The organism is Lutibacter sp. (assembly GCF_041555395.1).
Taxonomy (GTDB): domain Bacteria; phylum Bacteroidota; class Bacteroidia; order Flavobacteriales; family Flavobacteriaceae; genus Lutibacter.
This window is the reverse complement of the sequence record NZ_JBFFKM010000011.1, coordinates 1-24,821: the sequence shown is the minus strand read 5'-3', so window position 1 is coordinate 24,821 and position 24,821 is coordinate 1. Positions and strand designations below refer to the sequence as shown.

The window sequence follows — 24,821 nt, the reverse complement described above, 5'->3', positions numbered from 1 at the left end:
AAAAAAATTATTATGCGGTTATTAACATTATGTTTTCTGATTTTTCTTTTTCGCCGCTGGAAATAACACATTGTTTAAAATCAATCGGTATCCCGGCGAATTTGGGTGCAAAGCAAGTTCAGTTTTTGGATCGCCTACTTTGTGCTGGTAATCTTCCGGGTCATGTCCGCCATAAAAAGTAAACATTCCTTTGCCTTTTACACCATGAATATAACGGGCTTCACGATTTGATTTATTTTCACCCATTACCAACAAATTCGATTTTATTGTTTCCCTGTCAAATGAGGTAGTTTGCCCCATAAAACCTTTAATTATTTGGGTGTGGTTTTGGCATAACATAGTTGGAATCGGGTCCCATTTTGCTGAATATTCCTGCAATGAAAAATAATCGGATGTTCGGGTTATCTTTCGTTTTTGGGTCATATCAATGGAAGAAAATTCATATTCAGCCGGATTTCTAACCAGCGTAAAATCTTTAAAGACAAATGTTTTATTGAAATCAATTTTTTGCTGATAATCCATTTCTGAGGGATCTCCATCAAACATTGTTTCGCAAATATCAACGCCTTCTGCAGCAAGTGAGATGTCAAAACTATCGGTGGCAGAACACATGGCGAACATAAATCCGCCGCCAACCACAAAATCCCTGATTTTTTTTGAAACTGCCAATTTCTCTTCCGAAACTTTTTTGAAACCTAATTTTTTAGCCAATTTCTCAGCCTCTTTTTTTTGTTCTATATACCATGGTGCCGTTCTGTATGCACCGTAAAACTTACCAAATTGCCCTGTGAAATCTTCATGATGCAAGTGAAGCCACTCATATAAAACCAATTTTTCTTCTAAAACTTCTTCGTCATAAATAACATCAAAAGGTATTTCTGCATAGGTTAACACCAATGTTACAGCATCATCCCAAGGCATATTGGTTTTAGGGGAATAAACTGCTATTTTTGGCGCCTTTTCAAGCGTGACAGCCTCCATATTTTTTGACGGACTACTTATTTCTTCTAAGATTTTAGTTGCTTCAGCAAAGGAAATGACATGAAAAGTAACGCCTCTAATTTTACATTCGTTTCTGGTTGCCTCGTTGTCTTCCAACAAAAAGGAACCTCCTTCATAATTTAACAGCCATTTGGCTGTATTGCCTTTTTGAAGCGACCAATAGGTAATTCCGTAGGCTTTTAAATGATTTGTTTGGGTAATATCATCCATCGGTATCAAAATAAATGACGCATAAATGGAATGAGAAAAAATCAAAAATAAGGCTATCAATGATTTTTTCAATATTGACATTAGGTAAATTTTTGTTTTAAAACTTGCATATTTAGAATGGTACGTCATCCTCGTCATAATTATCTGGAGCACCAAAAGCATCTTCGGCACTTGCGAAATTGCGTTGCGGAATAGCATTGTTCATTTTCGAATGAAATTCACTTGCAATACCATCATCTAAATTACTGAATTGTGCCAAATGCGGTGTGAATTTTAGTCGAATATTCTCCAATCCACCATTTCTGTGTTTGGCAACAATAAATTCTGCCTGACCTTCACAAGGTGTTCTTTCCTCATCATCCCATTCAGTAAGTCCGTAATATTCAGGTCGATAAATAAATGAAACGATATCGGCATCTTGCTCAATAGCACCAGATTCACGTAAATCTGATAATAATGGACGTTTACTTCCTCCCCTGGTTTCAACGGCACGTGATAACTGTGAAAGTGCAATCACAGGAATATTTAATTCTTTGGCCAGCGCTTTTAAATTTCGTGAAATAGTTGAAATTTCCTGCTCGCGATTTCCTCCTCCTTTTTGTGAAGTTCCTGCAGTCATTAACTGCAAATAGTCAATAATTATAATTTTTATTCCGTGTTGTGATGCCAAACGACGTGCTTTTGCACGTAAATCAAAGATGGATAACGATGGGGAATCATCAATGAAAATAGGCGCTTTTGTTAAGTTTTTAACTTTAACGTTTAACTGTTCCCACTCATGAGGTTCTAGGTTTCCCTTTCTTAATTTTCCAGAAGAAATTCCGGTTTCACTGGAAATCATACGTGTTATTAATTGAACGGAAGACATCTCCAATGAAAATATAGCAACCGGCTGATCAAAATCTATAGCCATGTTTTTTGCCATGGACATTACAAAAGCCGTTTTCCCCATACCTGGACGTGCAGCCAAAATGACCAAATCTGAAGGTTGCCAGCCTGAAGTTAACTCATCCAAACGCGTAAATCCGGTAGCGGCACCGCTCATACCTTGTTTGTTCGATATTTCCTGTATTTTTTTTATCGCTAGTGCAACAAGTCCTTCAGAAGTTTCAGACCCTTTTTTTAGATTTCCTTGTGTAACCTCAAACAATTTGGTTTCGGCATCATCCAATAAATCGAAAACATCAACGGTTTCATCATAGGCTTCTTCAATAATTTCAGATGAAATGGAAATTAATTTGCGTTGAATATATTTTTGAAGAATGATACGTGCGTGAAATTCTATATGGGCAGAAGAAGCAACTTTTTGGGTTAAACGAACCAAATAAAAATCACCGCCAATAGATTCTAAATTATTGGTTTTTCGCAACTGATTTGCAACTGTCAATAAATCGGTAGGTTCAGAGTTTTTAAATAAAATAAAAATAGCTTCATAAATTAATTGGTGCGCTTCTTTGTAAAAAACTTCTGAATGTAAAATATCAATAACGTCATCAACACCCTTTTTGTCAATCATCATAGCTCCTAAAACTGCCTCTTCCAAATCTAAAGCCTGCGGTGGAATTTTTCCTTTTTCAAGACTAATTATAGTGCTTTTTTTGGGTGTAAATGATTGTAAGGGCTGCAAATTTTTCACTTGTTTAATACTTTCTATATGTTTGTAAATCAGTTATTTTTATTAAAAGAGCATCTGTCATATTTTAGATTTTTAATATACCGTTGAATCAATTTTTAAAGAGGCCTTAAGATACTTTATTTAAAATTAAAATTCATTGTCTTGGTTATTTTCTTAAAAAAAAACAAAAATTCCGATTGCAATTTATTAAAAGCAAATGTAATTTTAATTGCACAATTATAACTTGTAATTTCAATTTTATTTTAGGTAAAAGTTATTAACAAGCAACACTTATTTATTAATTGGCCAAAGGAGGTTTTCTGAAAAAATATTTCATATTTTTGAGGCATGAACAATAAAAAAACGTATAAAATTCTTACCATTTTATTGCTTATGCAATGGGCTTTTCTTAGAATTGTTGTCCAATATCCGGCTGTAATTGAAAAATATTACGCCCAAGGTTTATACGTATATATTTCAAGGTTTTTAAGTCTTCTTTTTAGATGGATTCACTTTTCAATTGGAGATATTTTATACACTTTATTGGTAATTATGATTGTTAAAAACATTTACATCGCCATAAAAAACAGAAAGCTTCACTTAAAAAACACCTTATTTAAAATTTTTGGAATTATTTCAATAGTTTTTTTTGTTTTTCATTTAAACTGGGGTTTAAATTATTTCAGGCAACCCGTTTATAAGTCCTTGAATTTTGAAAATAAAAAGTACTCCTTAAATGATTTGACGGATTTCTCGGAAAAACTAATCGTAAAAATCAATCACGTACAGCTTTCCATCACTAAAAATGACACCATTGTTGTTGAAAACAAATTAAATAAGACTGAAATAAACGAGGTTTCATATGCTGTTTACAAAGAATTTCAAAAAAAATATTCACAATTTTCACATGAAAATTTAAAAGTAAAATCCTCAATATACAGTGTTCCTTTAACTTATATGGGATTTGCGGGCTACTTAAATCCCATTACCAATGAAGCACAGGTAAATTCTTTAATTCCTAAAAACGGTTATCCTGTTATTGTCTGTCATGAATTAGCACATCAGGCAGGCATTGCTTCGGAAAGTGAAGCAAATTTTATAGGTTATTTGGCTGCAACAAACTCCAGCGATGTCGCTTTTAATTATTCCGGATATTTAATGGCGCTGCGTTTTTGTATGTTTGAAATTTATAAAAAAGATCCTGCAAAATTTGAAGCCTTAAAAATTGAAATAAATAAAGGAATTTTAAAAGACATTCAGCAAAGTGAAGCTTTTTGGGAATCTTATCAAAACTGGACAGAAAAGTATTTTAAAACTTTTTACGATACTTTTTTAAAAGCCAACAAGCAAGAAGATGGAATTAAAAGTTACAATAAAGTGGTGTCACTTTTGGTAAATTACTACAAAATGCATCAATTATAGCTTAGTGTTTTAAAAAAGGTTTTTGAAAATTCAAAAGAGTCATCCATAAAAATTTTATTTTAAATTAAATAGTATTGTCGATTTTTTATTATATTTCCATTCAAAAAGATCTTAATCATGTTATAAGAATAACTTAATTAACCAAACTCTAAACTTCTTTTAATGAAAAAAATACTTTTTGCAATGCTGTTTTTGGTAACACTCAGCATAAAAGCACAGGAATATTTTCCGGCAAACACTGGTGTAAAAACAACAGAAACAAATACAGTTGCTTTTATTAATGCTAAAATTTTTGTGACTCCCACCCAAATTATTGAAAACGGAACTTTACTTATTAAAGATGAAAAAGTCATTAATGTTGGTGTCTCCGTTTCCATTCCTAAAAATGCTGAAATCATTGATTTAAAAGGGAAGTCTATTTATCCATCTTTTATCGATTTGTATACCAGTTTTGGAATTGAAGCACCTAAACGAGTTAGAAACACAAGCGCCGCACCGCAATATGATGCCGGTAGAGAAGGTTATTATTGGAATGACCATATTCGCCCTGAAACAAATCCCATTGCTGTTTTTGAATTTAATAAAAAACAGGCGGAAGCGTTGTTGAAGGAAGGTTTTGGTGTGGTAAATACACATTTACAAGATGGCATAATAAGGGGGAACGGACTTTTAATTGCATTAAATCCTAATGTGACTGATTCCTACAGAATTTTAGACACGAAATCTGCTCAATATTTATCTTTCAAAAAAAGTGCACAATCCAATCAAATTTACCCAAATTCCTTAATGGGTGCAATGGCTTTAATCAGACAAGCATATTATGATGCTGAATGGTATTCAAAAGGTTTGGCAAAAAACAAAGATTTATCATTGGAAGCACTCAATAATAACAAAAATTTAGTTCAAATATTTGAAGCTGAAGGCAAACAAAATAATTTACGCGCCGATAAAGTTGGTGATGAATTTGGTATTCAATATGTAATTGTTGGTGGTGGTGACGAATATGAAAATATTGAAGAAATAAAAGCCACAAATGCAACCTATATTATCCCCGTAAATTTCAGAAAAGCTTATGATGTAAGCGAACCTTACATGGCCGATGAAATTGCGCTAGGCGATTTGCGAAAATGGAATCAGGAACCAGCCAATTTGCAAATACTTCAAAAGAATAAAGTTCCATTTTCATTAACTACAAACCAATTAAAAGTCATTTCCGATTTCAATAAAAATCTTCAAAAAGCATTTGATTATGGTTTTGATAAAACTACAGCTTTGGAGGCTTTAACAACAGTACCCGCGAAGATTTTGGGAAAATCAAATGAAATTGGCTCTTTAAAAAAAGGCAGTTATGCTAACTTTTTAATCACTTCCGGCGAATTATTTGACAAAGAAACAACGCTATATGAGAATTGGGTGCAAGGTTCTAAAAATACAGTTAACTCAATGGCAGTTAAAGAAATTTCAGGTGATTACGAACTTTCTTTAAACGCTAAAAATTACGATTTATCCATTACTGGTAAATCTGACAAATCAAAAGTCGCTGTGAAAGATGGAGAAACAAAATTAAAATCGAAATTAATTTATAAGGACAATTGGTTAAACCTGATGATTAACAGTCAGACGGATTCCACAAAATTCAACCGACTTATCGCAAGAGTTTATTCAAATTCCGACAATTTAAGCGGTACAGCCATTGATGAAAAAGGAGTTGAATCCACTTGGAATGCCATTAAAAAAACAACTTCCAAAGAAAAGGAAAAGGAAAAAAAAGAGGCCGTTGAAAAAATAATTATTATACCTGTCACCTACCCTAATATAGCATTCGGCTTTACGGAAAAACCAAAACAAGAAACCATTTTATTCAAAAACTCAACCGTTTGGACAGGCGAAAATGAGGGTGTTTTAAAAAATACTGATGTATTGATTACAGCCGGGAAAATCTCAAAAATTGGGATAAACTTAACTGCCAAAGACGCAAAAATAATTGATGGAACCGGCAAACATTTAACTGCAGGAATTGTTGATGAACATTCTCATATTGCAACCGTAGCGGTTAACGAAGCAGGTCAAAATTCCACTGCTGAAGTTTCTTTAGAAGATGTGATAGATTCGGATGATATTCAAATTTACAGAAGTTTGGCCGGCGGTGTCTCCACGGTTCAAATATTACATGGTTCTGCAAATCCTATAGGTGGGCAAGCAGCACTTGTGAAGTTAAAATGGGGAGAAACAGCCAATAATTTGCTTTATAAAAACAATGATAAATTTATAAAATTTGCTTTGGGTGAAAATGTAAAACAGTCCAATTGGGGAAATACGGAAACTGTTCGTTTCCCGCAAACAAGAATGGGTGTTGAAGAAGTTTATACAGATTATTTCCAAAGAGCCAAAGAATATGACGCCATTAAAAAGAGCGGAAAACCTTTCAGAAAAGATTCAGAAATGGAAATTTTAGGCCAAATTTTAAATAAGGAACGTTTTATAACTTGTCATTCCTATGTGCAAAGCGAAATTAATATGTTAATGAAAGTTGCCGATAAATTTAATTTTACCGTAAATACTTTTACGCATATTTTGGAAGGTTATAAAGTGGCCGATAAAATGAAAGCACATGGTGCCGGCGCTTCTACTTTTTCTGATTGGTGGGCGTATAAATATGAAGTAAACGATGCCATCCCCTATAATGCAGCAATTATGCATAATGTAGGAATTACCGTTGCCATAAATTCTGATGATGCAGAAATGAACAGACGGTTAAATCAGGAGGCAGCAAAAACCATCAAATACGGAAGATTAAGTGAAGAAGAAGCTTGGAAATTAGTAACTATTAATCCGGCGAAATTGCTCCATATTGATGCTCGGGTTGGAAGTATTAAAGTTGGAAAAGATGCCGACGTTGTTTTGTGGAGCGACAATCCGCTATCCATTTATGCAAAAGCTGAAAAAACCCTCGTTGAAGGCGTTATTTATTTTGATATAGAAAGAGATTTACAATTAAGGGAACAAATAAAAAATGAACGAAATTCTTTAATTAATATGATGTTGATTGAAAAAAATAACGGTAATGATGTTCAGCCACCAACTAAAAAAACACCGGTGCATTTTCATTGTGATACTGTGCTAGACTAATAAAAACTCGAAAAAATGGAAAAACAATATTTATACAACCTGATATTTTTATTTTTAACAATAACTATTTCTGCGCAGCAAACACCGACAGCAAAGCAATCAACTGATTATAGTATTGAAGGTGCTACAGCGCATTTAGGGAATGGAGAAGTGATTGAAAATTCATTGATTATGTTTTCAGCAGGAAAAATTGCATTTGTCGGAAGTTCTTTAGTGAAAATTGCACGAATGGGCGAAGTTATAAACGCCAATGGGAAACACGTTTATCCAGGATTTATCATTTCAAATTCAAGTTTGGGTTTGGGAGAAATTGATGCTGTGAAAGCTACTTTGGATGCCAATGAGGTGGGTTCCATGCTTCCACATGTAAGAAGCTTAATCGCATATAATGCCGAATCAAAAGTGATTGAAAGTATGCGACCGAATGGGGTGCTTTTGGGACAAATAACGCCAAGAGGCGGTGTAATTTCAGGCACATCCTCCATTGTGCAATTTGATGCCTGGAATTGGGAAGATGCGGCCATTAAAACAAATGACGGAATTCATTTAAATTGGCCACAAAATTTTTCTGTCGGAAGACCATGGAGAGGCGAAGAAGAAGGTGCAAAACCTAATAAAGACTATCTTAAAGAAGTAGAAGAGATAAGTTCATTTATGCAGAATGGAAAAAACTATTTAAATGGCAATAAATCTCCAAAAAATTTACCTTATGAAGCTTTAAAAGGTTTATTTAAGGGTTCAGATAATTTATATGTGCATGCCAGTGGTGTTAAAGAAATCACGGATGCAATCAATTTAAGTAAAAAGTTGGGTATTTCTAAATTGGTAATCGTTCATGGTAACGATGCTTATAAAATTGCCGATTTATTGGTTGAAAACAAAATTCCTGTAATCATTGAAAGAGCTCACAGATTACCCGAAAATGAAGATGATGATTATGATTTACCATATAAAACCGCAAAATTACTTGTTGAAAAAGGAGTAGTCGTGGCCATTGGAATGGAAGGCGGCATGGAGCGCATGAGCTCCAGAAATTTGCCTTTTTATGCTGGAACTTGCGCAGCTTATGGATTGGACAAAGAAGATGCTCTAAAATTAATTACTTCTAACCCTGCTAAAATTTTAGGAATTGATCAATTTACAGGAACTTTAGAAGTTGGCAAGGATGCAACCCTATTTATTTCTGAAGGTGATGCTTTGGATATGCGAACCAATAAATTGACAGATGCCTTTATTCAAGGAAGAAAAATAAGTTTAGAAACACACCAAACTGAATTATGGCAACGGTACGAGAGAAAGTACAGTTCACCAGAATAAATTAAAAAAGCCCTTAGTAATTTTAGGGCTTCTTTTTCTCAACAAAGCGCTATTTATAAAATTTTAATTATTAGTATCTTTACGGCTTATTTCAGCAAAATGCACAAACATATTACAAGCGCACAAAATTCTTATATAAAAGAACTTGTTCAGCTTAAAGAAAAATCACGTTTACGCAAACAAACACAAACTTTTTTAATTGAAGGTTTGCGTGAAATCTCTTTAGCTATTCAAGGAAATTATCCTATAGAAACCATTTTGGCAGCCACTTCAATTATAAATAATGAAGAAATTGAAAAATTAATGAGCTCAGTGAATTATGCAATTGAAGTTATTGAAATTTCAAATGATGTTTACCAAAAATTGGCTTTACGTGAATCTACTGAAGGTATATTAGCAGTTGCCAAGAATAAAGATTTATCGCTTAATTCAATAAAATTTAAGAATAAGAATCCGTTAATATTAGTTACTGAAGCTCCTGAAAAGCCAGGGAATATTGGCGCACTTTTAAGAACTGCTGATGCCGCAGGAATTGACGCAGTGCTTATTGCCAATCCAAAAACAGACATTTACAATCCGAATATCATTCGCTCAAGTATTGGTTGTGTTTTTACAACGCAAATAGCGACAGGAACAACTTCCGAAATTATTTCATTTTTAAAAGAACATCATATTAATATTTATGGTGCTGCCTTAACTGCATCAGTCGCGTATCAAACTCTTGATTACACGCAACCAAGCGCTATAATTGTGGGAACAGAAGCGACCGGATTGACTGATGAGTGGCTTCAAAACACCTCAAAAAACATCATTATCCCAATGCGAGGAGCTATTGATTCCATGAATGTTTCCGTTAGTGCCGCAATTATTTTGTTTGAAGCAGTAAGGCAGAGACAAAATAATTAGTAATTAACAATAATTGATGAATAATTATTTATTGATAATTAAAAATGAACAAATGTTATGAAAGAAAATTTAATTGCTGATAAAACGTATGATTTTGCTATTAAAATTGTACTCTTAAGTAAAAAATTATGTGCACAAAATGAATATGTGTTATCCCGACAAATTTTAAAATCTGGCACGTCAATAGGAGCAAATGTTGAAGAAGCTATTGGAGGTATTTCAAAAAAAGATTTTAGAGCAAAAATGTCAATATCATATAAAGAAGCTAAAGAAACTAACTATTGGTTAAGAATACTTAAAGATACAAATTATATTGAAATTGAAGAATTCAACTATTTAAATGATGAAATTACAAGTATTTTAAAAATTTTATATGAAATAATTGAATCCTCAAAAGAATAAAAAACCAAACATCATTAATCACTCATTGTTAATTACTAATTAGTATCAAATGACTCCACAAAAACTGTTTTATATACTAATAAGTATTATAATTGTTAAATTTTTATTTGACGCTTTTATTGATTACTTAAATGCTAAACATTTTAATGATGCTATTCCACCGGAATTGGAAGGTATTTATAACGAAGAAGAGTATTTAAAATCGCAGGCATATAAAAAGGCAAATTATAAATTTTCAGTAGTGACAAGTATCATTTCTATTGTTGCAACATTGTTGTTTTTTATTTTTGAAGGATTTGCATTTGTTGATTATATTGCGAGAAGCTTTTCGGACAATACCATTGTTATCACATTAATTTTCTTCGGAATTATCATTTTCGCAAGTGATATTTTATCACTACCATTTTCTTATTATGCCACATTTGTTATTGAAGAAAAATTTGGCTTTAACAAAACTTCAAAAAAAACATTTGTTTTAGACAAAATTAAAGGCTGGTTAATGATGATTTTTGTTGGTGGCGGAGTTTTGGCTTTAATTACCTGGTTTTATCAATTGACAACCAGTAATTTTTGGCTATACGCCTGGGCGTTAATGACGGTTATCACCATTTTTATGAATCTTTTTTATTCTAAATTGATTGTTCCTCTTTTTAACAAACAAACGCCTTTGGAAAGTGGTGAATTAAAAAATGAGATTGAAAATTTTGCAAGAAAAATAGGATTTAAACTTGAAAATGTTTTTGTGATTGACGGCTCTAAAAGATCCACAAAAGCAAATGCTTATTTTTCTGGTTTTGGGAAACAAAAAAGAATTACACTATATGACACGTTAATAAATGATTTGGAAACCGATGAAATTGTCGCTGTTTTGGCGCATGAAGTTGGACATTACAAGAAAAAACATATTATTTATAACTTATTGGCTTCTATCTTATTAACCGGATTCACCTTTTATATTTTATCGTTATTGGTTGGGAATTTATCATTGTCGATGGCTTTGGGAGTTGAAACTGCCAGTTTCCATATCGGACTTATCGCTTTTGGCGTTTTATACAGCCCTATTTCTGAAATTACAAGTTTATTTATGAACGTATTATCTAGAAAATTTGAATATGAAGCGGATGATTATGCAAAAGAAAATTTTGACGGAAATGGCTTAATTTCAGCCTTAAAAAAATTATCAAAAAATAGTTTGAGTAATTTAACGCCACATCCTTTGTATGTAAAAATTCATTACTCCCATCCTACGCTTTTACAACGTTTTTTAAACTTAAAAAAATAAATTCAAATAATTGGTTAATCAATTTTTATCATTATTTTTAAGCGATGATATACAACTTATCCATAGAAGAAGAAAATAAAGAGATAGCGAGGCGCTACAAAGATTTGTTGAAAGGAGCCTATCAAACATTTACGGCTACCGATAAAAAAGAAATCAGAAAAGCCTTTGAATTGGCGTTGGAAGCTCATAGCAAGCAACGCCGTTTAACTGGCGAACCTTACATATTTCATCCTATTGCCGTATCAAAAATTGTCGCCTATGAAATTGGGCTTCATGCGACCTCTATTATTGCTGCTTTATTGCATGATGTTGTGGAAGATACCACATATACCGTTGAAGATATTGAGCGGTTATTTGGTGAAACTGTTGCTAGAATTGTTTTTGGATTAACAAAAATTTCTCACTTAAAAAAGGATCAGGACGCTTCTCTTCAGGCTGAGAATTTTAGAAAAATGCTCTTAACTTTAAATGATGATGTAAGGGTTATTCTAATAAAAATTGCTGATAGGTTGCATAACATGCAAACTATGGAAGCAATGCCGGCAGACAAGCAGGTAAAAATAGCCTCTGAAACCTTATATATTTACGCACCGCTTGCGCATCGGTTAGGGCTTTACAATATAAAAACAGAGTTAGAAAATCTTGGTTTAAAATTTACAGAACCTGAAATTTATAATGATATTCTTGAGAGAATAACACAAAGTAAGGAAGAACAAGATAAGTATATTGAATCATTCTCCAACATTATAAGTGAAACTTTAGATAAGGAAGGATTCGAATATTTAATTAAAGGTCGAAGAAAATCTATTTATTCCATTCATAAAAAAATGCTTTCACAAGGCGTAATTTATGATGAAATTTATGACAAATTTGCCATTAGAATAATTTATAAATCAACTGACAAAGATGAAAAGTTTGATGCCTGGAAAATATATTCCATTGTAACTGATCATTTTAGACCTAACCCAAGCAGGTTACGAGATTGGATCAGCCAGCCCAAATCTACCGGGTATGAATCTCTTCATATTACAGTGATGGGTCCACAAGGAAAATGGGTTGAAGTACAAATTCGTTCAGAAAGAATGAATGAGATTGCGGAAAAAGGCTATGCAGCCCATTATAAATATAAAAACCAAAATGAGCGCGAAAGTGGTTTAGAGGATTGGTTAAATAAAATTAAGGAATCATTTGAAAATTCAAATGGCAGTGCAATAGATTTTGTGGAAGATTTTAAATTAAATCTTTATGCCAAAGAAATTTTTATATTTACGCCAAATGGTGATTTAAAAGCCTTGCCCAAAAATTCGACAGCATTAGATTTTGCTTTCGCAATTCATACTCAAGTGGGGATGAACTGCAGAGGAGCAAAAGTAAATGGCAAATTAAAAACAATAAGTCACGTATTACAAAGTGGAGATCAGGTTGAGATAATTACTTCAAAAAGTCAAAAACCAAATGTTGGATGGTTGGACTTTGTGGTAACAGCCAGGGCCAGAAATCGTATTAAAAATGCCTTAAAGGAAGGTCAAAAGAAAATTGCAGAAGAAGGAAAAGAGATCTTAACGCGGAAACTTAAACATTTAAAAATTGACCTCAATGAAAAAGTGGTCAACGAGCTTGTAATACATTTCAAATTAAGAACAAGTCAAGATTTATTTTACAGAATGGGCATTGGCTCCATTGAAAATCCCCAGTTAAAAGAATTTGTCAGAAAGCGAAATAATGCTTTTGTAAGTTTCTTTAAAAATAGAATTAAACGCAGTCCACCGCAGCATGAAGCCATTGAAAAAGATGAGATTACAGATAAATATGATTCTTTAGTCTTCGGTAAAGAAGAAGAACGCTTAGATTATAAAATGTCCCCATGCTGTAACCCAATTCCAGGAGATAAAGTATTTGGATTTATTACCATAAATGATGGTATTAAAATTCACAAGCAAGATTGTCCAAATGCTATTAGTTTACAGGCAAATTATGCCTATAGAATTTTAAGTACAAAGTGGATAGATTCAACAAAACAGGAATATAAGGCCATTATTAAAATATTAGGCGTTGATCATGTTGGAATGGTTAATGAAATTACTCAGATTATTTCGAATAATATGAGTGTAAATATTCAAAGTTTAAATATTTCGGGCCATGATGGGCTTTTTGAAGGGAACATTACCGTAACTGTCAAAAACAGATTACAACTTCAAAAACTATGTGACCGTCTTAAAAAAATTGAAGGCATTGATACTGTAGACAGAATTTACAAACATTAAATTTGTTCACAATTCAAAGTTAATAAATATGCAAATTACCTACCCTTTTATTAAAAAAATAGAATTAAATTTGTTTAGTTTTAAAAGTCAATTAAGATAATTATGAGTAATGAAGATCAAAAGATTGTAAAGGCTGTTTTTGTGAATTTTCTTGAAACAAACAACCATAGAAAAACGCCTGAACGGTTTGCTATTTTACAAGAAATTTATAATTTAGACCATCATTTTGACATTGAATCTCTCTATATCCAGATGAAAAACAAAAATTATCGGGTAAGTAGAGCTACACTTTATAATACTATTGAATTATTATTGGAATCTGGTTTGGTCAGAAAGCATCAGTTTGGACAAAATCAGGCATTCTATGAAAAGTCATATTTCGACAAACAGCATGACCATGTTATTTTAACCGATACAGGTGAAGTCATTGAATTTTGTGATCCAAGAGTCCAAATTATTAAAAAGGCCATTGAAGAAACTTTTAATATTGACATTCATAAACACTCGCTCTATTTCTACGGAACAAAAAAAACAAACAACAATTAACATATATAATTAAGCAAATGGCTGTAAATTTATTATTAGGACTGCAATGGGGAGATGAAGGAAAAGGCAAAATTGTAGACGTCCTCACGTCTAATTACGATATCGTTGCTCGATTTCAGGGTGGTCCAAATGCAGGGCATACTTTAATTTTTGATGGGCAGAAACACGTTCTACACACCATTCCTTCAGGTATTTTTCATAAAAACGCCATGAATCTTATTGGAAACGGCGTGGTGATTGACCCCGTAATTTTCAAAAAAGAATTAGATAACTTAGAAAAATTTAATTTAGACATAAAATCTAAATTGTTAATATCAAGAAAAGCACATTTAATACTACCAACACATCGCCTTCTTGATGCTGCCAGTGAAACTTCAAAAGGAAAAGCCAAGATTGGCTCCACTTTAAAAGGAATTGGTCCAACTTATATGGATAAAACCGGAAGAAATGGTATGCGCGTTGGAGATCTAGAATTGGAAAACTGGAAAGAAAAATATTACGCATTGACAGAAAAGCATTTGAGAATGCTTGAATTCTTTAAAGTTGAAATTGAATATGATTTACCAGAATTAGAAAAAGAATTTTTTGGAGCCATTGATGTTTTAAAGCAACTTCCTTTTATAGATAGTGAAGAGTATTTAAACAATGCCATAAGAAACAAAAAAACTATTTTGGCTGAAGGTGCTCAAGGTTCCTTGTTAGATATCGATTTTGGAACCTATCCTTTTGTGACTTCTTCCAATACAACAGCAGCCGGCGCTTGCACCGGTTTAGGTGTAGCACCAAATAAAATTGGTGAGGTTATCGGAATTTTCAAAGCATATACCACTCGCGTTGGTTCAGGTCCTTTCCCAACTGAATTATTTGATGAAGACGGTGCAACAATGGGAAAAGTAGGACAAGAATTTGGCGCAACAACAGGAAGACCGCGCCGTTGCGGCTGGTTGGATTTGGTGGCATTAAAATATGCGGTTCAAATTAGTGGGGTAACCCAATTGATTATGATGAAAGGTGACGTACTTTCAGGATTTTCAAAACTAAAGGTCTGTACTTCATACAACTATCAAGGAACTGAAATCAGCCACTTGCCTTACAATATTGAAGAACATAATGTAGCACCAATTTATACCGAGTTTAAAGGTTGGAAACAAGATTTAACAGGGATGACAAATGCAACGTCATTGCCAAAAGAATTAAACGACTACATTAAGTTTATTGAAGATTTTACGGAAGTACCCATAAAAATTGTTTCTGTTGGTCCAGACCGAAAGCAAACAATCTTGAGATAAAAAATAAAAAAGCTTCAAATTTTGAAGCTTTTTTATTTTAGTTCAACTTCATATTTTTCTAATCACTTTTTTATTAGTTTTGTAACAAAATAAACAGTTTTGAAAAAATTACTTTTCGTCATAATTATATTTATTAGTTTTACAGGAATTTCCCAAACAAAAAAAATTAAAATTCTAAAAGCTGATAACACTTTTACTGATCCCAAATTTCCGGATGCAACCATTTCCATGGGAAATGTTTTCATAGAACATGAAGGCGCAACATTGCGTTGTGACAAAGCCTATATTTATCAGGAAAAAAAGTTGGTGAAAGCCATGGGTAACGTTGTCATAAATCAGGGCGATACCATTGTGCAAACCAGTAAATATACAGATTATGATGCCCAATCAAAAATAGCTACTTCCTGGGGAAATGTTGTTTTAAAAGATGATGTAATGACTTTGTCAACGGATACCTTGAAATTTGACAGAGAAAATCAACAGCTCTTTTACAAAAGCGGTGGAATAATTACCGACGTAACCAATGTTTTAAAAAGCAGAATTGGAGATTATTATTTACGAACCAAAAAATTTCAGGCATTAACCAATGTTGAAGTTACCAGTAAAGACAGTAAGGTTGTATCAAACCATCTTGATTATTATACCAATACAGGCATTGCAGACTTAATGGGACCTTCAACCATAACAAGCAAAGAAAATTCTATATATACAGAAAAAGGGCATCACAATTCAAAAACGAATATTTCTCATTTTTTAAAGAACTCAAAAATATTTTATAACGACAGAACCATAGAAGGTGACAGTTTATATTATAATAAAAACATTGAATTTGCTTCTGCAACTGGAAATATTATTGTGGTGGATACCGTAAACAATTCGATCATAAAAGGAGGCTATGCTGAATATTTTAAACTGAAAGATTCTGTTTTTATAACAAAAAAAGCGGTCGCTATTTCTATTATAGAAAAAGATTCTGTTTTTATTCATGGTGATAAATTAATGGTTACAGGGAAAATTGAAGATCGTATTGTAAGAGCCTTTAATCGCGTAAAAATTTTTAAATCAGATTTACAGGGAAAATGTGATTCCTTAATAACCTTTGAAAAAACAGGATTGACAAAATTAATTAGAAATCCGGTTATGTGGACTCAGGGAAATCAGATAACGGGTGATACGATCCATTTAATATCTAACCCCAAAACAGAACAGCTCGACTCTTTAAAAATATTGGATAATGCCTTTATGGTTCAAAAAGATTCAGCAGGATTTAGCCAATTGAAAGGTAAAAATATGTTCGGAAAATTTAAAGACAATGCGTTAAAATCGTTAGACGTGGTTGGAAATAGTGAAGTTGTTTTCTATATTAGAAATGACCTTCAGGAATTGGTAGGAATTACGAGAATGAAGAGCAGTAAAAATATTTTTATCACTATGGAAAATAATGAAATTGAAACCATCGATTTTATTGAAAAACCGGAAGGAAAAACCTATCCTCCTTCAAAACTTCCTGAAAAAGAGAAAATTTTAAAAGGATTCATTTGGAGAGAAAAAGAACGTCCACTCAATAACGACGGAATTTTCATTTATGATGAATTAGAAACCAAAGAAAAAGAAATTACAAAAAATTGAAAGAAGATTTCTTTAAATATCAGGCACAAACGTCCCCTCACCCATTGGCCATAGAAATTTCCCATGCCAATGGCTGTTATATTTATGGTGCAAACGGTAAGGAATATTTAGATTTTATTGCCGGCGTTTCGGCAAATACTTTGGGGCATAATCACCCAAAAATTTCACAAGCCATAAAAGATCAGGTTGATAAATACACCCACGTTATGGTTTACGGAGAATTTGTACAGCAGCCTCAAGTTGATTTATGTAAGTTATTAGCGGCAAATTTACCAAAGCCTCTGGAAACGGTTTATTTAACAAACTCAGGTACAGAAGCTACTGAAGGTGCCATAAAATTAGCCAAACGTTTCACAGGAAGAAGTGAAATTATTGCGGCCAAAAATGGTTATCACGGCAATACTCAGGGATCCATGAGTGTTTGTGGCGCAGAAGAACAAAACAGCGCTTTCAGACCATTAATTCCTGGAATAAAATTTATCAACTTCAACAACCTAAATCATTTAAATAAAATAACCACAAAAACGGCTGGGGTTATTTTAGAAACCATCCAAGGCGGAGCGGGTTTTATTGAGTCCCAGAATGATTATTTAAAAAAGGTAAAAGATAAATGTAACGAAGTTGGCGCTTTGCTTATTTTAGATGAGATACAATCGGGAATCGGACGTACAGGAAAACTTTTTGGATTTGAAAATTACAATGTCGTTCCTGATATTATTGTTGCGGGAAAAGGTTTGGGCGGCGGTATGCCTATTGGTGCTTTTATTTCTTCATTTCAAATTATGGACTGTTTAAAACAGCAACCAAAACTTGGACATATCACAACTTTTGGCGGACATCCAGTGATTGCGGCGGCGGCTCTTGCAACCTTAACGCAATTGCTTAATTCCGACTTAATGGAACAAACCCTCTATAAAGAAACTTTATTTAGAAAATTATTGGTTCATCCTTTAATAACCGAAATTAGAGGTAGAGGATTAATGCTCGCTCCTTTAGTCGAAAGCAGTGAAATGGCCTCTAAAATCATATTAAAATGTCTTGATAAGGGTCTAATCATGTTTTGGTTATTGTTTGAAGGAAAAGCAATCAGAATAACGCCGCCACTTACCATTTCGGAAGATGAAATATACAAAGGCTGTAACGTTATTATTGAAGTTCTAAATGATGTTTTGGCCGAATACAATCAATAAAATCAAATATCCCATCCTCTAACCTGCTACCTGATAACGCATTAGTTAAATTTTTGTTAATATAGTACTATGTAATACATAATAGTGTAACATATTTTGTTTTAAGGCGTCTTTTAATAAAACACTAACAACTTATAACCATATATTATGAAAACAACAGATTTAAACCAATCGGAAAAAAGCACTAAAAATATTGCGTTTGTAAACTTTACATCGGCTAAAAGATTGCAATGGAATAGATATAGGAGATATGGACTATTTGTTTCCTAAATTTAAATACGCCAACTATAAAAAAGCCAAACTTAACACAAAAAAAATGCACCCAACTCAGGTGCATTTTTGTATTATGTTTTACTGATTATTGGTTTCCTAAAATAATTGGAAGTCCGCCTTTTCCACCACCAATAACAATAACTTTGCTATTAGGCGATTCAGATAATTTAATCGTAGCTTCAATTCCTTTATCCCGAAGAATTTGATCATTCAGTGAAGCGCTCAAAATACGGTTGGCATCTGCCTTACCTTTTGCCTCAATAATTTGTTTTTCAGCCTCTTTTGCTGCTGTTACCAGCCTAAATTCATATTCTAATGATTCCTGTTCTTGCTTCAATTTACTTTCTATTGCCGTTTTAATTGTTGGAGGCAAAGTTACATCTCTAACTAAAATAGCGTTCAACTGAATATATTGCGGCTCTACAATTTTTTTTGTTTCTTCATAAATTTCAGCTTGTATAGCGTCTCTTTTTGTTGAATATAATTGTTCAGGTGTATATCGACCTACCACGCTTCTTGTTGCAGAACGAACCGCAGGAACAATTACACTATTAAGATAATCCTGACCTCTTGTTTGGTGCAAGAATCCAACAGTGTTAGCTGTAGGCTGATATAAAACAGAAGCATCTAATTTTATTTCAAGGCCATTAGATGATAGTACTGACATCGATTTTTCTAACAACTCTTGTTGTCTTACATTGTAAACAAATACCTTATTCCAAGGTGCAACTATATGAAATCCTTCACCCAAAGGTGGCTCTTCGGTAACTACACCGCCACTAAATGTTTTATACAACACCCCTACTTCTCCTGAATTGATGGTTGTTGTTGATTTTGATAAAAAGATAACAAGTATAATTACACCTATTATTATTGGCATTAAATTTTTTGGCAATTGTAATTGTCCGTTGCTCATTTTTTTTATTTTATAAGTTTTGTCAAATATACAAAACAAAATTAGAATGTCTAAATTTGCTTAACGTTTAAATATCAATTTATTATTAAAAAAAATCACATATAATTTTTTGAAAGAAAATCAAATCTTGCCGTAATACTTTCTGGCAAACCATTCTATGCTTAATGAAAGGATAATCAATCCTAAAATCCATTTCCAATCGATTAGTGGTGTTTTTGAAATAATACTTTTTTGAACGCTTTTAAAACGATTGTCTTTTATTAAATAATCGATTAAATTTTGCTCCTGCTTGTTATAAAAAGTGAATCCTTTCGTATCTGTTGCAATATTCTTTAACTGCTGATAGTTGGCGTTGGTATATTGCGCTTCAATCTCAAAAGGCAGAATCTTAAAACTTCCCGAAACACTGTTGTCCTGATTTTCAACTGAAACAGTATATTTATATTCCCCAAAAGGAATTGTTGGAAGTTCAACAATAAATCGATTATTTAATACCGCAAAAGGAATTTTTTTAATAAAATTTGCCTCTTCATTAGTTACCGTTAACCAAAGTTTGCTTCTATTGTCAAAATTGAAATTTTCATCCAAATAACTTGCTGAAATTTGAATAATTTCATTCGCATAATAAATTGGATTTACGTTTACGTTCAACCTGTTTTTTGAATCGGATGAAACTAAATAGTGAATTAACCCTGCGAAAAATCCATCAAAACGTTCAAAAGATTTATTTTCGACAAAACTATTCATCCGCCATCGCCAAGAATTTTCTCCAAATAAAATGGCTGATTTTTGATTGTTATTTTCAAAAGTAGCCAATAGCGGCTTTTCAGTTTCAATATTTCCTATTTTTTGAAACAATAAGATCTGGTATGGAACTGAAAATGCAATATCCCCAAAATAATCTTCAATAGGCGCAAAATTTGAAAACCCAATATCTGTACTTAAAAAAGTAGCATAATTTGAATTGAAAATCGGACTGTAATTTTCTTTTTCTGTACTCACTTTCTTTGAAAAATTGGATTGAGCCGTATTCAAAAAATTCCAATCAGTACTTCTTCCGGTAATCACAAAATAATTTAAATTATTTTGGCTAATTTCTAAAAAGATATTTTTAAATATGACTGTGGGCTGATACAAAATAACCAATTGATAATCATTTATTTTGCCTTTAAAATCAGAGACAGTCGAAATAGTTGCCGTTCTTTGTTTATTGCTTTCAATGGATTTCTTCAGCATTCCCAAATCTGGATGGACAACAGACGTTAAAATAAGGATGTCCGATTTTTCTTCAATCACATCAATACTGAAATTTTCTGTGTTATTCTGCGTATTTTGTTCATTGTCAAGTTCTTCAACTTTAGCAGTATAATATTGATTTCCTTTATCAGTGGATTTTAAAAAAAACGAAGCTGTTCTGACATTTTGATTTTTTGAAAATTGAAATTTCTCGGAATAAACTTTAGTTCCTTTATGAAAAACGTTGAGGTTTTTAGTAATCGGTTTGCTTCCAGTGTAATTGATAAATAGCTCAACAGGCAGTTGATTATTAATAAAAGTAAATTGATTTATATTTAATTGGCTGATGTAAATATCTTCAAAAATAGTGGTGTCTCCAACAATAAATGGGAAAACCGGACTTTTATAATTTACAAATTCAACAGCGTTTCCAACAGTTTGGTTTCCGTCGGAAATTAAAATTACCGGACTTGAACCAGTTTTATACAATTTTGAAAATTCCTGAAAAGGGATTGACAAGTTGGTTTGACTTTCCTCAAATTTTAATTCCTCTAACGGATATAAGCCTGAACCAAAACCAAAAAAACTAATGTTGTATTTGTTATTTAATTCAGAATTTTTTTTTATTTTTTCGACCAAACTTTTTACAACTTCATTTTGAGAATTGTATTTAATAGACTTTGAATTGTCAACTGCAACTAATAAATTTGGTTTTATAGTTTCAACATTAATTTTTTTTATTGCAGGGTTTATAAGCAATATTAATATAAAAAAAATGGTTGTAAATCTAAAAAAAGAAAGCCAATAATTTAATTGCCTTCTCTCTTCATTTTTCGATAAGTATTGAAAAGCAGCAATACTAAAAGCAACGAATAACGCTAAGAGTATCCATAAAAAAGTGACTTTTTCCAACAGCAAAAAATTTTAGGTTAACATTCCTCCATCAACACTTAAAGTTTGTCCAGTAATATAAGCACTCATATCAGAAGCTAAAAATACGCAGGCATTTGCAACATCTTCAGGAGTTCCTCCTCGTTTTAACGGAATGCCATCTCTCCATTGTTTCACCATTTCTTCCGGCAAACTTGCGGTCATTTCAGTTTCAATAAAACCCGGCGCAATCACGTTGCAACGAATATTTCTAGAACCCAATTCCAAAGCAACCGATTTAGAAAACCCAATAATTCCGGCCTTGGAAGCCGCATAATTTGTTTGCCCTGCGTTTCCTTTTAAGCCGACCACTGAACTCATATTAATAATAGAGCCAGCGCGTTGCTTCATCATTGGCCTAATAACTGCTTTTGTTAAATTGAAAACCGATTTTAAATTTACTTCAATTACGGTGTCAAAATCTTCTTCAGAAATACGCATTAACAAATTGTCTTTTGTAATTCCCGCATTATTTATTAAAATATCAATTGTACCGAACTCTTTTAAAACTTCAGCTGCCAATTCTTGAGCAGCTTCATAATTTGCGGCATTCGATTTGTAGCCTTTTGCTTTTACACCCAAATTCATTAATTCTTTTTCCAATGCTTCCGCAGCTTCCTTGGAAGAACTGTAGGTAAATGCGACATTTGCTCCTTGTTTTGCGAAAGTTTGTGCAATTCCTTTTCCTATCCCTCTTGTTGCTCCGGTAATTAAAGCTGTTTTGTTTTCTAAAAGTTTCATTTTTTATTTTTTATTTAATTTTTTCGATTTTAATAAGTCAAATATACATAATTGTATAAAAATAAACTGCTCTCAATTTGTATCAATTTTAAAATCTCTATTAAACAATTAATAAATTAAGGTATTCAACATTAAATCATTTTTCAGATTTATATATATTTTTTTTCAATAAAATAATGATTTTTATCAGATTTTATTTTTTATGTAACAAAAGATACCTATTTATTCACTAGTTATTAAATTTTTTTTATACATTGGTCAATATTAATTAACAAAATAACCAAAACATGAATTCAAAAAAACAATTTATTTTAGGGATTTTCCTTCTTTTTACGATGGCCATGTTTGCGCAATCATATCAAGTTACGGGAAATGTAAAAGACACAGATAACCAGCCGATGCCTGGTGTTTCTGTAACTATTGAAGGAACCTCCAGAGGAACCACTACCGATTTTGACGGTAACTATGCCGTTATGGTAGAAAGCAGTGAAAACCTCATATTTTCTTATGTGGGGTACAACGAAAAAAAATTACAGATGGACGGCACAAAAATATTTAATGTCGTTTTAGTTTCTGGTGTAGCATTAAAAGAAGTTATGGTTCTTGGATCAAGAAATCCTAACAGAACAGCTGTTGACACATCAGTACCTGTTGACATTATTGATGTAACTGAACTGCTAACGGCAGGACCACAAGTTAACTTAAACCAAATATTGAATTATGTGGCTCCTTCATTCACGTCGAACACCCAAACTATTTCTGATGGTACAGACCATATAGATCCGGCTTCTTTAAGAGGTTTGGGTCCAGATCAGGTTTTGGTTTTAATCAATGGTAAAAGAAGACACAATTCATCATTGGTAAATGTGAATGGTACATTTGGGCGTGGTAGTGTTGGTACTGACTTAAATGCAATTCCAGCCGCTTCAATAGAACGTATTGAGGTTTTAAGGGATGGCGCAGCTGCGCAATATGGTTCTGATGCCATTGCAGGTGTAATTAACATTGTATTAAAAAGAAGTACCAATGTATTAAACCTAAATGTTACAACCGGTGCAAACTTTACCGAAAATGCAAATGACCAAACTGGTGGTGTAGATGGTGAAACAACCAATGTTAGTGCAAACTACGGGCTTCAATTAGGTGATAAAGGTGGTTTCATCAATTTTACAGGTGATTTTGACGTAAGAGAAGACTACAGCAGAATGAAAGAATGGGAAGGCACTATCTTTAATAAATATAATACTGTTGAACGATTTGCGAATAATGCAGGTTATGATTTATCTAAATTATTGGATGATGATGTTTCTGATGTCATTCAATATGGTAATGCAGCTGGGTTTGCATTAGACCCTAATGCTACTAAAGCTGAATTAGGAACAATTTTAGGCGCTGATAACACAGCTGCTGAATTAGCAGCACGTAGTTTAGAAAGAAGTGATTTCAATATGAGGGTTGGTCAATCCTCTTTACGTGGTGGTCGTTTCTTCGCAAACTTTTCGCTTCCTTTAGATGAAAAAGGAACTGAATTTTATTCCTTTGCCGGAATGAGCTCAAGAACAGGAAATTCTGCAGGATTTTACAGATTGCCAAACCAAAGCAGAACCTATACACCTGCTTACATGAATGGTTTTTTACCTGAAATAAATTCTAATATTGCTGATAAATCGTTTTCAGTAGGTATTAAAGGAAAAATTTCTGATTGGGATGTAGATTTTAGCAATACGTGGGGTAAAAATGCTTTCATGTACACTATTGGAAATACATTCAATGCTTCTATGCAAAATGCATCTCCAACATTATTTGATGCAGGTGGATTTTCATTTGCACAAAATACCACAAATTTAGATGTAAGCCAATTTTTTGAAGACACTATGGCTGGTTTAAACGTTGCTTTTGGAGCTGAATACCGTTTGGAAAATTATGAAATTGTTGCTGGAGAATTAGCTTCTTATGCGCAATATACTGCGAATGGACAAGCTATCACCTTAGCTTCACAGGTTGCCTCAAAAGATTTCTTTGGAAACTCAAGACCAGGCGGGTCTCAAGTATTCCCTGGGTTTGCTCCTGCAAATGAGCTTTCACGTGGTAGAAGCAGTGTTGCCGGTTATGTAGATGTAGAAGCTGATGTTACTGAAAATTTATTATTAAGTGGTGCAGCTCGTTATGAAGACTATTCTGATTTTGGTTCTACATTAAACTTTAAAATTGCAACAAGAATAAAAGCTGGTGAAAATACCAATATTAGAGCTGCGTTTAACACTGGTTTTAGAGCGCCTTCATTGCACCAATTAAATTTCAATTCTACTTCAACAATTTTTGACAATGAGGGTAATCCTCAAGAAGTTGGTACTTTTGCCAATGACAGCAGGGCTGCGAAGTTGTTAGGAATTCCTCAATTGAAAGAAGAAACCTCTAAAAGTGTTAGTTTAGGATTTACCTCTAAATTACGAGAGGCTCATTTAACTTTTACTGTTGATGGCTATTTTGTTGGCATTAATGACAGAGTTGTATATACTGGT

17 protein-coding genes are annotated in these 24,821 nt (G+C 32.8%); 12 read left to right on the top strand and 5 right to left on the bottom strand.

What is annotated here, in order from left to right; genetic code table 11:
• Positions 1-27: 27 nt before the first annotated feature.
• Positions 28-1,293 (bottom strand): asparagine synthetase B, encoded by a 1,266-nt coding sequence (locus tag ABY285_RS04210; protein ID WP_372767340.1) that lies wholly within the window; start codon positions 1,291-1,293, stop codon positions 28-30.
• A 31-nt stretch (positions 1,294-1,324) separates the two neighbouring features.
• On the bottom strand, positions 1,325-2,848 hold the full coding sequence (gene dnaB, locus ABY285_RS04205) for a replicative DNA helicase (RefSeq protein WP_372767338.1): 1,524 nt from the start codon (positions 2,846-2,848) through the stop codon (positions 1,325-1,327).
• Positions 2,849-3,175: 327 nt separating this feature from the next.
• Here dnaB and ABY285_RS04200 point away from each other — a divergent pair, with 327 nt between their 5' ends.
• The 11 genes from ABY285_RS04200 (at position 3,176) to ABY285_RS04150 (ending at position 18,203) form a co-directional block, all read left to right on the top strand.
• On the top strand, positions 3,176-4,249 hold the full coding sequence (locus tag ABY285_RS04200) for a DUF3810 domain-containing protein (RefSeq protein WP_372767336.1): 1,074 nt from the start codon (positions 3,176-3,178) through the stop codon (positions 4,247-4,249).
• A 162-nt stretch (positions 4,250-4,411) separates the two neighbouring features.
• A complete protein-coding gene (locus ABY285_RS04195) occupies positions 4,412-7,378 on the top strand; it encodes an amidohydrolase family protein (RefSeq protein WP_372767334.1) in 2,967 nt (988 codons plus the stop codon).
• Between the two features lie 15 nt (positions 7,379-7,393).
• Complete coding sequence (locus tag ABY285_RS04190) at positions 7,394-8,695, top strand: amidohydrolase family protein (RefSeq protein ID WP_372767332.1); 1,302 nt, start codon at positions 7,394-7,396, stop codon at positions 8,693-8,695.
• 99 nt (positions 8,696-8,794) lie between these two features.
• Positions 8,795-9,601 (top strand): TrmH family RNA methyltransferase, encoded by an 807-nt coding sequence (locus ABY285_RS04185; protein WP_372767330.1) that lies wholly within the window; start codon positions 8,795-8,797, stop codon positions 9,599-9,601.
• Between the two features lie 57 nt (positions 9,602-9,658).
• A complete protein-coding gene (locus ABY285_RS04180; protein WP_372767328.1) occupies positions 9,659-10,003 on the top strand; it encodes a four helix bundle protein in 345 nt (114 codons plus the stop codon).
• A 49-nt stretch (positions 10,004-10,052) separates the two neighbouring features.
• Positions 10,053-11,285 (top strand): M48 family metallopeptidase, encoded by a 1,233-nt coding sequence (locus ABY285_RS04175; RefSeq protein WP_372767326.1) that lies wholly within the window; start codon positions 10,053-10,055, stop codon positions 11,283-11,285.
• A 44-nt stretch (positions 11,286-11,329) separates the two neighbouring features.
• Complete coding sequence (locus ABY285_RS04170) at positions 11,330-13,549, top strand: bifunctional (p)ppGpp synthetase/guanosine-3',5'-bis(diphosphate) 3'-pyrophosphohydrolase (RefSeq protein WP_372767324.1); 2,220 nt, start codon at positions 11,330-11,332, stop codon at positions 13,547-13,549.
• 102 nt (positions 13,550-13,651) lie between these two features.
• On the top strand, positions 13,652-14,095 hold the full coding sequence (locus ABY285_RS04165; RefSeq protein WP_372767322.1) for a Fur family transcriptional regulator: 444 nt from the start codon (positions 13,652-13,654) through the stop codon (positions 14,093-14,095).
• A 17-nt stretch (positions 14,096-14,112) separates the two neighbouring features.
• Positions 14,113-15,384 (top strand): adenylosuccinate synthase, encoded by a 1,272-nt coding sequence (locus ABY285_RS04160; RefSeq protein ID WP_372767320.1) that lies wholly within the window; start codon positions 14,113-14,115, stop codon positions 15,382-15,384.
• Between the two features lie 99 nt (positions 15,385-15,483).
• Positions 15,484-17,013, top strand: coding sequence for an OstA-like protein (locus ABY285_RS04155; RefSeq protein ID WP_372767318.1), 1,530 nt, complete (start codon positions 15,484-15,486; stop codon positions 17,011-17,013).
• Positions 17,010-18,203, top strand: a complete 1,194-nt coding sequence (locus ABY285_RS04150; RefSeq protein WP_372767316.1) for an aspartate aminotransferase family protein — start codon at positions 17,010-17,012, stop codon at positions 18,201-18,203. Before ABY285_RS04155 ends, ABY285_RS04150 begins: the two co-directional genes overlap by 4 nt.
• 358 nt (positions 18,204-18,561) lie before the next feature.
• On the opposite strand, the gene ABY285_RS04145 is transcribed toward ABY285_RS04150, so the two are convergent.
• From ABY285_RS04145 to fabG, 3 genes are all read right to left on the bottom strand, one after another.
• Positions 18,562-19,392 carry a prohibitin family protein gene (locus ABY285_RS04145; protein ID WP_372767314.1) on the bottom strand — a complete coding sequence of 277 codons (831 nt, stop codon included), beginning with the start codon at positions 19,390-19,392 and terminating at the stop codon, positions 18,562-18,564.
• A gap of 120 nt (positions 19,393-19,512) precedes the next feature.
• The gene (locus tag ABY285_RS04140; protein ID WP_372767312.1) at positions 19,513-21,540 is read right to left on the bottom strand and encodes a VWA domain-containing protein; all 2,028 of its coding nucleotides are present in this window, start codon (positions 21,538-21,540) and stop codon (positions 19,513-19,515) included.
• Between the two features lie 12 nt (positions 21,541-21,552).
• Positions 21,553-22,299 (bottom strand): 3-oxoacyl-[acyl-carrier-protein] reductase, encoded by a 747-nt coding sequence (fabG, locus tag ABY285_RS04135; RefSeq protein ID WP_372767310.1) that lies wholly within the window; start codon positions 22,297-22,299, stop codon positions 21,553-21,555.
• A gap of 287 nt (positions 22,300-22,586) precedes the next feature.
• On the opposite strand from fabG, the gene ABY285_RS04130 reads away from it, so the two are divergent.
• Positions 22,587-24,821 (top strand): TonB-dependent receptor domain-containing protein (locus ABY285_RS04130; RefSeq protein WP_372767308.1); only part of this gene is annotated, 2,235 nt, incomplete at its 3' end.

Excerpts from the sequence above, each read along its gene's own strand:
- ABY285_RS04210 (WP_372767340.1), bottom strand. The coding sequence starts at position 1,293 with ATGTCAATATTGAAAAAATCATTGATAGCCTTATTTTTGATTTTTTCT.
- ABY285_RS04200 (WP_372767336.1), top strand. The coding sequence starts at position 3,176 with ATGAACAATAAAAAAACGTATAAAATTCTTACCATTTTATTGCTTATG.
- ABY285_RS04195 (WP_372767334.1), top strand. The coding sequence starts at position 4,412 with ATGAAAAAAATACTTTTTGCAATGCTGTTTTTGGTAACACTCAGCATA.
- ABY285_RS04190 (WP_372767332.1), top strand. The coding sequence starts at position 7,394 with ATGGAAAAACAATATTTATACAACCTGATATTTTTATTTTTAACAATA.
- ABY285_RS04185 (WP_372767330.1), top strand. The coding sequence starts at position 8,795 with ATGCACAAACATATTACAAGCGCACAAAATTCTTATATAAAAGAACTT.
- ABY285_RS04180 (WP_372767328.1), top strand. The coding sequence starts at position 9,659 with ATGAAAGAAAATTTAATTGCTGATAAAACGTATGATTTTGCTATTAAA.
- ABY285_RS04175 (WP_372767326.1), top strand. The coding sequence starts at position 10,053 with ATGACTCCACAAAAACTGTTTTATATACTAATAAGTATTATAATTGTT.
- ABY285_RS04170 (WP_372767324.1), top strand. The coding sequence starts at position 11,330 with ATGATATACAACTTATCCATAGAAGAAGAAAATAAAGAGATAGCGAGG.
- ABY285_RS04165 (WP_372767322.1), top strand. The coding sequence starts at position 13,652 with ATGAGTAATGAAGATCAAAAGATTGTAAAGGCTGTTTTTGTGAATTTT.
- ABY285_RS04160 (WP_372767320.1), top strand. The coding sequence starts at position 14,113 with ATGGCTGTAAATTTATTATTAGGACTGCAATGGGGAGATGAAGGAAAA.
- ABY285_RS04145 (WP_372767314.1), bottom strand. The coding sequence starts at position 19,392 with ATGAGCAACGGACAATTACAATTGCCAAAAAATTTAATGCCAATAATA.
- fabG (WP_372767310.1), bottom strand. The coding sequence starts at position 22,299 with ATGAAACTTTTAGAAAACAAAACAGCTTTAATTACCGGAGCAACAAGA.